Annotated in this window: 13 protein-coding genes; 6 read left to right on the top strand and 7 right to left on the bottom strand. The window is 36.0% G+C overall.

What is annotated here, in order from left to right; all coding sequences use genetic code 11:
* Positions 1 to 124 precede the first annotated feature (124 nt).
* Genes QNH24_RS21845 through yhaM form a run of 3 tightly spaced genes read left to right on the top strand, consistent with a single transcriptional unit; the run spans position 125 to position 5,171 of the window.
* Positions 125 to 1,339, top strand: coding sequence for a metallophosphoesterase family protein (locus QNH24_RS21845; RefSeq protein WP_283869522.1), 1,215 nt, complete (start codon positions 125 to 127; stop codon positions 1,337 to 1,339).
* Positions 1,340 to 1,344: 5 nt separating this feature from the next.
* Positions 1,345 to 4,236, top strand: coding sequence for an AAA family ATPase (locus tag QNH24_RS21840; RefSeq protein WP_283869521.1), 2,892 nt, complete (start codon positions 1,345 to 1,347; stop codon positions 4,234 to 4,236).
* The gene (yhaM, locus tag QNH24_RS21835; protein WP_283869520.1) at positions 4,233 to 5,171 is read left to right on the top strand and encodes a 3'-5' exoribonuclease YhaM; all 939 of its coding nucleotides are present in this window, start codon (positions 4,233 to 4,235) and stop codon (positions 5,169 to 5,171) included. Before QNH24_RS21840 ends, yhaM begins: the two co-directional genes overlap by 4 nt.
* 57 nt (positions 5,172 to 5,228) lie before the next feature.
* Here the strand turns inward: yhaM and QNH24_RS21830 are convergent, their stop codons facing one another.
* Positions 5,229 to 6,215, bottom strand: coding sequence for a peptidylprolyl isomerase (locus QNH24_RS21830; RefSeq protein WP_283869519.1), 987 nt, complete (start codon positions 6,213 to 6,215; stop codon positions 5,229 to 5,231).
* A gap of 144 nt (positions 6,216 to 6,359) precedes the next feature.
* Here QNH24_RS21830 and QNH24_RS21825 point away from each other — a divergent pair, with 144 nt between their 5' ends.
* Positions 6,360 to 6,467: a YjcZ family sporulation protein gene (locus tag QNH24_RS21825; RefSeq protein WP_080647610.1), complete on the top strand. Its 108-nt coding sequence runs from the start codon at positions 6,360 to 6,362 to the stop codon at positions 6,465 to 6,467.
* Between the two features lie 151 nt (positions 6,468 to 6,618).
* On the opposite strand, the gene QNH24_RS21820 is transcribed toward QNH24_RS21825, so the two are convergent.
* The 6 genes from QNH24_RS21820 to QNH24_RS21795 all read right to left on the bottom strand — a co-directional run bounded on the left by QNH24_RS21820 (position 6,619) and on the right by QNH24_RS21795 (position 10,011).
* Entirely contained in the window at positions 6,619 to 6,804 is a 186-nt protein-coding gene (locus tag QNH24_RS21820) for a hypothetical protein (protein ID WP_008173337.1), read from the bottom strand.
* A 70-nt stretch (positions 6,805 to 6,874) separates the two neighbouring features.
* Positions 6,875 to 7,420, bottom strand: a complete 546-nt coding sequence (locus QNH24_RS21815; protein ID WP_283869518.1) for a DUF3267 domain-containing protein — start codon at positions 7,418 to 7,420, stop codon at positions 6,875 to 6,877.
* Positions 7,421 to 7,648: 228 nt separating this feature from the next.
* A complete protein-coding gene (locus tag QNH24_RS21810) occupies positions 7,649 to 8,209 on the bottom strand; it encodes an HTH-type transcriptional regulator Hpr (RefSeq protein ID WP_054772008.1) in 561 nt (186 codons plus the stop codon).
* Positions 8,210 to 8,365: 156 nt separating this feature from the next.
* On the bottom strand, positions 8,366 to 8,761 hold the full coding sequence (locus QNH24_RS21805; RefSeq protein ID WP_283869517.1) for a YtxH domain-containing protein: 396 nt from the start codon (positions 8,759 to 8,761) through the stop codon (positions 8,366 to 8,368).
* Between the two features lie 165 nt (positions 8,762 to 8,926).
* Positions 8,927 to 9,460, bottom strand: a complete 534-nt coding sequence (locus QNH24_RS21800; protein WP_283869516.1) for a tryptophan transporter — start codon at positions 9,458 to 9,460, stop codon at positions 8,927 to 8,929.
* Positions 9,461 to 9,597: 137 nt separating this feature from the next.
* On the bottom strand, positions 9,598 to 10,011 hold the full coding sequence (locus QNH24_RS21795) for an HIT family protein (protein WP_283869515.1): 414 nt from the start codon (positions 10,009 to 10,011) through the stop codon (positions 9,598 to 9,600).
* Positions 10,012 to 10,118: 107 nt separating this feature from the next.
* On the opposite strand from QNH24_RS21795, the gene QNH24_RS21790 reads away from it, so the two are divergent.
* Together QNH24_RS21790 and QNH24_RS21785 are read left to right on the top strand one after the other, a co-directional pair.
* Positions 10,119 to 10,868, top strand: a complete 750-nt coding sequence (locus tag QNH24_RS21790; protein ID WP_283869514.1) for an ABC transporter ATP-binding protein — start codon at positions 10,119 to 10,121, stop codon at positions 10,866 to 10,868.
* Positions 10,852 to 12,036 (top strand): ABC transporter permease, encoded by a 1,185-nt coding sequence (locus tag QNH24_RS21785; protein ID WP_283869513.1) that lies wholly within the window; start codon positions 10,852 to 10,854, stop codon positions 12,034 to 12,036. Before QNH24_RS21790 ends, QNH24_RS21785 begins: the two co-directional genes overlap by 17 nt.
* Positions 12,037 to 12,135: the final 99 nt, after the last annotated feature.

Below are 12,135 nucleotides of genomic sequence, written 5' to 3'. Positions count from 1 at the left end.
GATATATTGAATAAATTTCTCATCTAATGAGAAGTATGATAAAATAGAACAAATATTCGGTTTGAATCAAAGGTGATATTTTATTCAACAAAGGTTCAAATTATTTATTACTTGAGGTGATTAGATGTCTGCAATTCGTTTTTTTCATATGGCGGATTTACATTTAGATAGTCCATTTAAGGGCTTATTTGGTTTACCTGAACATAATTTTAAAAAAATTCGAACAAGTACCTTTGAGGCTTTTAATACAATTATTGATAAAGCTATACAAGAGAAACCTGATTTTTTACTAATAGTTGGTGATATCTATGATGGTGAAAATCGTAGCTTACAGGCTCAACGTCGATTCCAAGAGGCTATGGAAAAGCTCTTTCAGCATAATATACCAGTGATTTTAAGCTATGGCAATCACGATCATTTAAATGGTTCCTGGACGCGCTTCGCCTTACCAAGTAACGTCTATGAATTGCCAGCGGAAACGAGTGTTGTTCAGCTAAATATACGAGGACAGCAAGTGAATATTTATGGCTTTAGTTATAGTGAACGTCATGTAAAGGAATCAAAGATTGAGAGTTATCCTATTGCCTCTGACCAACATGTACTTCATATTGGTATGCTCCATGGTAGTGAGTTTAATGATACCACACATGCAGTTTACGCACCTTTCACAAAGGAACAGCTGCTTGAAAGAAACTATCATTATTGGGCTTTAGGACATATTCATAAACGCCAGCTGTTACATCAAAATCCACCTATTGTGTATCCTGGTAATATTCAAAGTCGACATCGTAAGGAACAGGGGATTAAGGGTTTTTATGATGTCACTTTATCGCAAGCCTCTGTTGAACTGGATTTTATACCGACATCAGCTGTCGTCTATAACACAGTAGAGGTAGATTGCAAAAATATGTTTCATGCAAATGAACTTTTAAAAAAATGTGAGGAAGCACTTTCACTCAATCGACAAGCCTACGGGGCATCTGTTGTGGAACTTCATTTAAAAAACATTGATGAACACGCATCTTCTTTATTTGAACATGCTACTGTGGATGCATGGCTAGAAACTATACGAGAGGCGGAAGAGGGGATTGAACCAATGTGTTGGGTACAGAAGCTAGTACTACATACTTCATCAACACTGTACGAACATACTGCTGCAACTAAATCTGTGGCGAATTTAATGGAGCAATGGGATATCTCAGCCTGGAAGGATATATTAAAGGACCTATATCAACATGCAGGTGGAGCAAGATTTATCGACCCTTTAACAGAACAGGACATTAAAGCCTTAATGCACAATGCACAGGAATTATTAGCAGAAGAAATTCAAAGGACGTGAATGACATGCTAGTGATACGACAAATCCAAATATACGGTTTTGGGAAGCATGAAAATATCACAATCTCTTTATCTGACGGTGTTACTATATTTTATGGCATGAACGAGGCAGGAAAAACAACCATTCAACAGTTTATTTTACAATTGCTCTTTGGTTTTCCTACAAAGCAACAAACACAACGCAAATATGAACCGAAAACATCAACTAGATTTGGCGGTCAGCTGACAGTTTGGCACCCAAAATACGGACAATGTACAATTGAGCGTGTTAAAGGAAAGGCAACCGGAGAGGTCACGGTTTATCTTGAAGATGGCACAATTGGACAGGATGAGCTATTAGCAAAGCTACTTTATGGCTATTCAAGGGCATCCTTTGAATCAATTTTCTCCTTTTCTTTACACGAATTACAGGGTATTGAGAAAATGTCTGAGGAGGAGTTAACGCATTTGTTGATTGCTTCCGGAACAACAGGTGTTCAGCAATTGTCTACTATTGAAAAGAAAATGGAAAAAGAGGCTGGGGATCTTTTTAAAAAGTCGGGCAAGATACCTATTATTAATCAAAAGTTAGAGCAATTAAAGCAACTTGAGCGCACTATTAAACAGGAGCAGAGCAATATTCAAAGCTTTGAGGACAAATTGCTGCAATTAAAGCAGCTTGACCAAAAGCTTGAAGATTTGTATAAGCAGCAAAAACTACAGCAACAGAATTGGCAGCAGCTCAATATTCTTAAGCAGGCAATGCCCCTTATGAAACAGCAGAAGGCTCTGGAGCAAACATTAAAAAATTATGAGCATGTGCAGTTTCCACCAGAGGGAATAAGGCGCTATGAGCAATTAAAGGATCGGCTAATGCACGAAACATTGCAATTGCAACAGCAAAAAGAACAGTACCAAGAACTACAGCAAAAACTGCAATTAACTGTGGACGAGCAAGCTATTCATGAAATGTCTCGACTTTTGAATAAGGAAGCAACATGGAATCAGTTGATTGTAAAAGAACAAAACTTAATGGATGATTTATATTTATTAGAGCAAGAAATAGAAGCACAGTTTCGATTATTAGGTGTACAGGAAAGCGAAGCACAGTTGAAGCTCCTTGAGGAGACGGTCTCATTGCAGCAAGAGGAGCAATTTCAGCAACAACTAAGTCTACTAGAGGAAGCGGAGGAAGAGTTAAAATTTCATTTACGTTCCCTAGAGCAAATACACATTGAACTAGATTCAATTGCCCAGCATAAGCAGCGTCTTCAACAAGAGGCATTAACAGCAGAAGAAGAACATATTTTAGCACAGTGGCCACAACGTAAACGTAAACTTGAGCAATACCGTCATGTAAGGTCACAGCGCTCAAAGCAGAAACAATCCAGTGCTGTAATATGGATTTTATTAGCTATAAGTATTTGTTCAATTATATATGGTGTTTTTGAGAAAAACATGGCTGTCATCGTTTTAGGAGCAGCTATCGCTTTATTCCTTATTTTATATTTGAAATTCTCAAGAGATGAAAGTAAAGCATCGAGGCAGCCCAATCAGCAAATTCGCGAATTAGAGCAGGAAGAAAATATTGCTCAGACGATTCTGTTGAAAAAACAAAGGCATGAGGAGCGCTTGTTGCAGGTACACGAGCAGCAGCAAGAAAAAGAACATCAATATGTACAGCTAGAATATAAAATTCAACAGGCTGAAAGGATGAGTGAGGCAGCAACTCAATCCCTGCAACAATTTTTAGGGCGTTTTCGTTTAGAGGGGAATATAGCAAAAACATTGTTACCAGAGCTTTTTATGCGAATACGGGGAGCGCAAGAGCTGGAGGCAAAAAGAAAGAGTACAAGAAACCTTTTACAAACGATACAGGTGGAAAAACGTGAGTTATATGAGCAGCTACAACAGGCTCTCAAGGCGGAGTACAGTGAGCAAGAAATTTTTATGCATTTGCGTACTACATTCCTTACTATACAGCAAGAGCTACAAATGACTCAGCATACAAAAGAGCAATTGACTAATCTTACTGTCAATATTCAAGGGATAGAATCTCATATAGAAAACGTTGAATCACAAATTGCTCAATTATTTAATGAGGCAAATGTTCAAGTAGAAAAGGAGTACTACGAGACACATGAGCAATTTGAACAACAGCAGAAATTCAAAGCTGAACTCCTAACAATAAAAAGTCAACTTGCTTCACTGGATATATCGAACAATGAGGCATTGATGCATGATAGCCAGTTGAGTGAACGATTAAAGATTCTCGAAGCGGAACAGGATGCGAGTCAGTTAGCTATCGATCATTGCTTAGAGCAACGTGCTACACTCCAAGTCCAAAAGGAGCATCTTCTAAATGATGAGAATTATGGTCAATTAATTCAGCATTTTGAGCAAGAGAAATCTATCCTGCAGCAGCTGATAGGGCAATGGGCAACAAAAAAGGCATTGTCTAATGCTATTCATGAAACATTATTCAGCTTAAGAGAGGAGAAGCTACCTTATGTTTTAACAGAGGTCAATTCGATCTTTTGTTTATTAACTGGTGGTCGTTATACGAAGCTATTCATTAACGATGCTGGCTATTTTGTCGCTCAGGATGCTGCTGGTGGCTTACATTATCATATGGCCGAATTATCACAGGCAACGAAGGAACAAGCCTATATTTCACTACGTATGGCACTAGCAAAAACACTTTCAACTTCTGCACCATTTCCATTTATTATGGATGATCCTTTTGTCCATTTTGATCGAATCCGAACAGACAAAATGGTACAATTAATGAAAGAAGTAGGATATGAACGCCAAATTCTATATTTTACTTGTCATGACACGATGCTTAAATATTGGCACAAAGATCAAATTGTCGATATAAGCGCATTAGCAAATGAAAGGGGAGTGGCGTCAACATGAAAGGAATAACGACGCTCCAGGTTGGAGAAGCAGTTGATCAATTTTTATTAATTAAACAAGCGACAAAAGGGGTTACAACGGTTGGCAAGCCCTTTATGTCGTTGTTATTACAAGATAAAAGTGGAGATATTGAGGCAAAGCTGTGGGATACAAATGAAGACCATGAAAAAATGTATCATGCCGAGGCTATTGTCCGTGTTGGTGGCGAAATACATGACTATCGTGGGAAAAATCAATTACGAATAAAATCCATTCGCGTAGCTAAACCAGAGGAGGGAATTGCAATCGATGATTTAGTTCCTTCTTCAGCTACACCTAAAGAACAACTATATGAAGAATTAACACAATATTTCTTTGAAATTAAAAATCCTCATATTTCAAGAATTACACGTGCAGCTATTAAAAAACATCAGGATGCTATTTTAGTATTTCCAGCAGCGACAAAAAATCATCATGATTATGCCTCAGGCTTACTTGATCATATGGTATCCATGTTGAGACTTGGCAAAGCTATAGCTGATTTATATCCTACGTTAAATCGTGACTTATTATTTGCTGGCATTATTTTGCATGATATTGGTAAGGTAGTAGAGCTTTCTGGCCCAGTTGCAACAATGTATACTGTTGAAGGGAATTTACTTGGTCATATTACGATTATGGTAAATGAAATTGCTAAGATTGCTAGTGAACTAGAAATTGAGGGAGAAGAGGTTATGCTATTGCAGCATATGGTCTTATCCCATCATGGCAAAGAGGAATGGGGTAGTCCCAAAAAGCCAATGCTTCAGGAAGCAGAAATTTTGCATTATATTGATAATATTGATGCAAAGATGAACATGCTAACACGAGCACTTGGTAAAACAACTCCTGGTGAATTTACAGAAAGATTATTCCCACTTGATAATCGATCGTTTTATAAGCCAACTATCTATTGAATGAAAAAAGGGTTACGCTGATACAAGCGTAACCCTTTTCGTTTAATAAGAGAATGACTATTTAGATTCTTTTTCAGTATCTTCAGCTTTCTCTTCTTTGTCTTTATTTTCTTTAGCCGCTTTTTCCTCAGCTTTTTTTGCTGCCTCTTCAGCTGCTTTAGCTTGTTCCTCACTTGTAGTTGTAAGGGCCTTTATAGCAGGTTCTAAATCTTTATCAGATGTTTTTATATCAGCTTCTTTAGCCATTTTAGCAATAATATCTTTAAGAACTTGTTGATCTTCACCTGTGTTCACTAATTTAGCCATCATTTGTGAACGGATGTTTTCTTCTTCATCTTTGAATGAGCCTACACCTTTTACATCACGCTTGTCCGTAACCTCAATAATATGGTAGCCGAAGCTTGATTTTACAGGTTCACTTAATGTATTTAAAGGAAGAGCATAAGCAGCGTCACTGAATTCCTCAACCATTGCACCGGCTGAGAACCACCCAAGCTCTCCACCTTTTGCGGCAGAACCAGTATCAGTGGAGTATTCTTTTGCGACATCCGCAAAAGCAGCGCCGCCTTTAATTTTGTCGATAACTTCCTTAGCTGTTTTCTCATCAGCCACTAAAATATGACGAGCATTTAATTCTGTTTTCATCTGCTCATAATATTTTTTTATATCTTCTTCTTTAAAGGCTTTTTCTTTTAAAGCCTTATCTGAAAGAAGCTGAACACGTAAAGATTCTTTAAAGCCTTCTTTTGTTAAGCCATATTGAACAAGAGCTTGATCAAAATTATCACCGAACTGAGCTTCGTAATTGTCATAAGCCTCTTTAATTTCCTTATCTGTTACTTTATATTTGTCAGCTAACACTTTTTCAGTCAACATTTGTTGAATTACGTGAGAACCTGCTAAAGTTTTCGCTTTTTCATTAAAGTCAGCTACTGAAATATCACCGGCTTTTGATGTTGCAATCGTTTTACTGTCCCCTCCGCTACAAGCTCCAAGCGCTAAAACAGAGGCGGCTAATGTTAAAGATAATACAGTCTTTTTCATTGTGGATATTCTCTCCTAACATGGTTTTCGTCCATTTTTTACTATAACATAAACGTTTTAAAAACAAAATGGTTCCCCCTTGAGCATAGCCTATATTTCCATTTTTGAAGCGCATAGGATATAGAAAAGAAAGGGGGTGAAGTTATGAGCAACGGAGGATATGGCGGCGGTGGCGGCTACGGCTCAGGCTTTGCTTTATTAGTTGTGTTGTTTATTTTATTAATTATCGTTGGTGCAGCATTCCTATACTAATTAATAAAATGGCGAAAAGCTAAGGGTGTAATGTCCTTAGCTTTTCTTAACAATGAAAGGCATTCGCACCCACGCTTGGGTCAGTAAATGTTGATACACGAGATGTCAAACTTACCTCTTTTTGCTGACGGGTGCAGATGCAATTTTTTAACTATACTGCATATAAAATTTCAATATAAAATGAGACAAGTAATATTGTAATAAGTATATTTATAGTTCGGAATATTTTTGGCTGGTTTTCTTCGGGAATTTCACGTCGCATGCACAGTGCATAAGTCATGCGGTTTATTTGAAATAAATAGAATACCGAGAATAGAACTACGATCATTAATAGCAAGTCTATTCCTCCCCTCTTTCAATAGTAATAGCATAACAAAAAACGTCAATAAAACACAAGTACAAGCAATTTAATGAATAGTAGGTGGTACTAAAATTTCATAGCCCTTTGGTGTCTCCTCAATTTGAGAGTCCTTAGGTGAATTCAATAAGTATTTTACATAGAGAATATCAATTACACATAAACTACAATGATAAGCTAAAAGCAATGTGCCGTAATGTGTGTAGGCAGGTAATAAAAGTGTACCTATTAAAATGGCTGTATTAAGCACGAAAAATGGTGTAAGAAGTGCTATAATATAACGACTTTTTGAGAGTGGTTCACGTATCCGCATATGTAAAACAGGAATTACATAAAATTGTGAACGCATCCGTAATGTTAAATGCTGTCGTAAATCATATAATGCTAGAAAGTGAAAGCATTTATGAATTGGATAAAGGGCAAATACAGCGATAACAAATAACCAAAATAAATGATCAGTATAGTGTTCATCATTAAATAAATTAAATGTTACATAAGATAGGGAAAAGACGGTTAAAAACACAAAGACAGACATTATTATAATACGCGTTGTACCGTAATGATGTTCAAGATTTAATATTTTCCAACAGTGCATGCTTTATCAACTCCATAATTGGAAGGGTCCTATTTAATGTAAATTGATTTATGTTAGAATGCAAGAAAAAGGAGGTATCTCAGAAATATTTTCTGAAATACCTCCTTTAACATGATTTTTAAACGTTTCGTAAGACGACTCCAGATCGCTATTTACTGAACGTTATTCCTCAATTGCTTGACTTATAATTAGCAGGAGAAGAAACAATTCCTACAAATTAGTTTCGCTTTATCCTTTTACAGTTGAACGTTCTTCTAGCTTGTCAAAGGAATCACGGAAGTGTTGAAAGGAGCGTTCGAAAATATCGATGAAGTCTTCTCCATATATATTGCGGATAACAGCCATAACATCTAAAAATTCTGGAAAGCGGCCATATAAGTCTTTTAAAGCTAATGAACCTTCGAGGACAGAATGATACGTATTATGATAATTGCTATTCATTTCAATAATTAGTTCTGTGCCTGTTTCAGTTAGTTCAACATACGTATTACGTTTGTCGTCATCACGCTTTGAAAACTTCAGGAATCCACGCTCTTCTAATTTTTTAGAGAAGTTAAATGCTGTGGAAACGTGCATCACGCCAAATTTTGCTACATCGGAAATCGAAGCCCCTTTTAGATGATACGAAATCCATAAAATATGATGCTCATTGATGTTTAAATCGTATGGTTTAATCCATTGCTGCCAATCCTTTTCAACCGCTTTCCATAAGGCTTTTGATAATTGCGCAATTCTTTGACTATAAAGCATCGCCTCTTTTTGTGTGTATAATTCCTCTGACAAAGCCATCACCTACTGCTTTCTTTAACATTTTAAAAATATTATAGCAATAAAGAAAAAAAGTTTAAAGTTAGAAAAATTAAATAATTGAAAAGTGGTTAAATAATAATATTTTATGATTTAAATATGATAAAAAAATAGAATTATTTTTTATTTATAGGGACTTTAGTCGCTTATTTTTTCTTGTGGTTTTTTCTCCTTTTCTGTGATTTGTGCAACGTTTTTCTCGATTTCGCTTATTGTATTCTGTAATGCCTCTATTTCTTGTTGTAAATTATTTTTTGTAGGCTCGATTTCATCTGTAAATGTAGTAATTGTTTGTTTTAATTCATTTATTATTTGCGGTATATTATTTTTGACTTCATTTGTTAAGGTATTAACTGACTGTTTAACATTATCAACCTGATGTTTAACTTCGAAAAGTTTGCCCTTTGTGATTTCAGCATTTTCTCGCAAATTAGTGCGTAATTGTCTGCCTGATTGAGGAGTAGAAAAAAGTACAGCAATTGTTCCACCAACAATACCAGTAACTAGTCCAAATAAAAATGGTTTTGCTTTCATATTGAAATACCTCGTTTCTGTAATAATCATATTATCTCTATTAAACCACGAATTACACATATTCCAAAAGAAAAAAGAAACTAAACGAGTGATTTTCTATCACGTTTTAGCTTCTTTAGTAGTTGAAAGTACCTTTTATCTCAAAATAAAGGTTCGTACTTTATATTAAATTTGAGAAATAGCTGTGTTAAATTTAGAACGCTTTACTAATTTAACGACAATTGGATAAATTATCGCAAAAGCAATAACATTAAATGCTACAGCGGGTAATACAACACCTACAAAAAGCATAGCAAATGTTGCACCAACATTGGCATTGAACACAAAAAGTGCTACTGCTAAAAATACCGTACCAGATAATATTGTTCCTACACCCACTAAGATAGCCGATATAGCAAAATTGTTTGCCAATTTTTTCAGGGTGATTAAAATTGCTAAAAAGACAAAGCCTGTAACAGCTTTATCGATAATGTTTGGAACAAGACCAGCAGGAAATGTTGTAAATAATCCTGATAGAACACCTGTCGCTAAAGAAAGCAAAAATGTTTCTTTCATGGTAGGGAACAGTAATATCCCGATAAACATCATTGTTAGCATGAAATCGGGCTTCATGCCATTAACCATACCTGGTGTGACTACGTAAAGTGCCGCACCGACACCCACTAAGAGTGCCATTAAAACTAGATTCTTTGTATTCATTTCTAATCTCTCCTCAACTATGCTAATCTATTTGTCTCCCAACGTGTCCTCTTGACCGTTAGCGAAACTTATTTGTGATTGTACGATAAAAAAAATTAAAATGCAAGGCACTATTCTGAAAATTAATCCTTCTTATTTTAAAGATGTGCTTTTATATTTTCTGCAACTTCAGTCAATTGCTCTGGTGTATATTTTTGTGTCTGCCAAATTAAACCTAGACCTTCTTTTTCGTCATAACGCGGAATAAAATGTAAGTGATAATGAAACACAGTTTGTCCAGCAGCGGCTCCATTGTTATTAATTGTATTCAAGCCAATCGGTTGAAATGCAGCTTTGAGAGCATTGGCAATTTTAGGTGCTACAGCATAAAGATTTCGTGCTACTTCCTCTGGCATTTCAAATAAATCCTGACAGTGATGCTTTGGAATTAATAAAGTATGTCCTTTAGCAACAGGTGAAATGTCTGTGAATGCATAGACATGGTCGTCTTCATAAATTTTTGTACTTGGAATGGATCCATCAATAATTTTACAAAATAGGCAATCGCTCATTCGTGATTTCCCCTTTCATTTATGTATGTAATTACATTCTATCACACTCATAACTGTATCATTTGCTAATTTTTGATAAAATATAAAACAAGAAGAGGAGTGAGGTCATGTCAGTATTAGAGGTACAGCATGTGACAGGTGGCTACACAAGAAAGCCTGTTATTAAAGATTTATCATTTACTATTGGAAAAGGGGAGCTCGTTGGCTTAATTGGCTTGAATGGTGCTGGGAAAAGTACAACGATTAAGCATATTATTGGTACAATGCTTCCCAAAGAAGGGGATATTCGATTAAATGGTGTTACATTAAAGGAGGATACGGACAAGTATCGTACATCATTTTCTTATATACCTGAAACGCCTGTATTATACGATGAGCTAACTTTAAGGGAACATTTAGCATTAACGGCAATGGCTTATGGCCTAGATGAGGCAACGCTTGCAGCTAGGTCGGAATTATTATTGAAAGAATTTCGGATGGAGAAAAGATTGAATTGGTTCCCATCGCATTTTTCTAAAGGAATGCGTCAAAAGGTGATGATTATGTGTGCCTTTTTAGTTAATCCAAGTCTTTACATTATTGATGAGCCTTTTGTGGGGCTTGATCCCCTTGGCATTCAATCATTGCTAGATCAAATGGATGAAAAGAAAAAAGAGGGCGCTTCTATATTAATGTCCACTCACATTTTATCGACAGCTGAGAAGCATTGTGATCGAATCATCTTATTGCATGAGGGTCGTGTTCGAGCACAGGGAACGATGAATGATTTACGTCATGCTTTTGCTATGCCACACGCGACATTAGATGAATTATATATTGCTATGACAAAGGAGCGGGACCATGAAGAACTTGCGTGATGTATGGTCTTCTCGCTTCATGCATTATATCGGAGAAGTACAAAAGTATATGCAATTTATTTTTACTGGGCATATCGCGATTGTACTCGTATTTCTTGTTGGAGCAGGAGGCTATCAATATAGTGAATGGCTAAAAAACGTGCAAATAGATTTTCCAGCAGAAATAGTTATTGCTGTAATCGTAGGAATTTTATTAGCTTTTAGTCGACCTACTTCGCTTTTGAGAGAGCCAGACCAAGTGTATTTATTACCTGTAGAATCAAAAATGTCACAGTATTTTAAAAAGGCGTTAGCATGGACATTTTGGTCTCAGGTTTGGATTGTTGCGATTGTTTATATTGTAAGTATCCCTTTACTTAAGGCCGTTACTGATTTAACAACAATTGAAATTTGGGCGGTGTTTGTACTAATTATCGTATTGAAATTTTTTAGTGTTCAAGGCGAATTTAGCTATCGTTATAGTGAACGTGGCAAACTTATTTGGGTGGACAGACTAATCCGAGCAATTATATTTGGTGTGGCTATTTACATGGCGCTCCAAGCTCAATTGCTATTAGCAATTGTTGTAACTGTTATTGGCTGTATTTACATTCTTATATTCAGAAAAAAATGTAAGGATGAGCCTGTGCCATACGAGCATTTTGTTGAGCTAGAGCAAAATCGTATGATGAGCTTCTATCGTTTTGCAAATTATTTTACAGATGTGCCCCATTTAAGAGGAATCATTCGCCGAAGAGCATGGCTTGATTGGTTGTATACATTTATTCCTTATAAGAAGAAGAACACACAAAAATATTTGGTGTTCCGCACTTTTGTACGTACAGATGATCATTTTTATTTATGGCTTCGTTTAACAGTGATTTCTGCTGTTATTGCAGCGTTTGTCGATATTCCTATTGTGACATGGATTGTTGTAGGAGCATTAAGCTTTGCGTCCACAATCCAGTTAAAGCAAGCCTTATTGGCAAGTGGAGAATTTCGTATGGACATGCTCTACCCATTGCCTGATCATGTGCGCAAGGCAGCCGTTCAACAAATTGTCCGTTTAGCGATGATTACTCAAGCTATTATTGTTGGTATATGTAGTGTGATGCAGCCAATGTTCTATATAGGAATTGTCATTATTATTGTTGTCAGTGAAATAACGTCGAAGGTTTCTAAGCCTTAATTAAAAGTCCATGTAGATGTCTACGTGGACTTTTTGAATGCTTAACAATAACTTAATATTGGTAAATTATTTGATTAATTGATAATCAAGATGCTATTA

The sequence above is a fragment of the Lysinibacillus pakistanensis genome, assembly GCF_030123245.1.
GTDB classification, from domain to species: Bacteria; Bacillota; Bacilli; order Bacillales_A; family Planococcaceae; genus Lysinibacillus; species Lysinibacillus pakistanensis.
This window is presented reverse-complemented; position numbering and strand designations above follow the sequence as displayed.

Bases quoted from the DNA above. Each gene is read 5' to 3' on its own strand.
- QNH24_RS21800 (WP_283869516.1), bottom strand. From the start codon at position 9,460: ATGAATACAAAGAATCTAGTTTTAATGGCACTCTTAGTGGGTGTCGGT.
- QNH24_RS21795 (WP_283869515.1), bottom strand. From the start codon at position 10,011: ATGAGCGATTGCCTATTTTGTAAAATTATTGATGGATCCATTCCAAGT.
- QNH24_RS21830 (WP_283869519.1), bottom strand. From the start codon at position 6,215: ATGAAAAAGACTGTATTATCTTTAACATTAGCCGCCTCTGTTTTAGCG.
- QNH24_RS21790 (WP_283869514.1), top strand. From the start codon at position 10,119: ATGTCAGTATTAGAGGTACAGCATGTGACAGGTGGCTACACAAGAAAG.
- QNH24_RS21840 (WP_283869521.1), top strand. From the start codon at position 1,345: ATGCTAGTGATACGACAAATCCAAATATACGGTTTTGGGAAGCATGAA.
- QNH24_RS21815 (WP_283869518.1), bottom strand. From the start codon at position 7,420: ATGCACTGTTGGAAAATATTAAATCTTGAACATCATTACGGTACAACG.
- QNH24_RS21825 (WP_080647610.1), top strand. From the start codon at position 6,360: ATGAGCAACGGAGGATATGGCGGCGGTGGCGGCTACGGCTCAGGCTTT.
- QNH24_RS21810 (WP_054772008.1), bottom strand. From the start codon at position 8,209: ATGGCTTTGTCAGAGGAATTATACACACAAAAAGAGGCGATGCTTTAT.
- QNH24_RS21785 (WP_283869513.1), top strand. From the start codon at position 10,852: ATGAAGAACTTGCGTGATGTATGGTCTTCTCGCTTCATGCATTATATC.
- QNH24_RS21845 (WP_283869522.1), top strand. From the start codon at position 125: ATGTCTGCAATTCGTTTTTTTCATATGGCGGATTTACATTTAGATAGT.
- QNH24_RS21805 (WP_283869517.1), bottom strand. From the start codon at position 8,761: ATGAAAGCAAAACCATTTTTATTTGGACTAGTTACTGGTATTGTTGGT.
- yhaM (WP_283869520.1), top strand. From the start codon at position 4,233: ATGAAAGGAATAACGACGCTCCAGGTTGGAGAAGCAGTTGATCAATTT.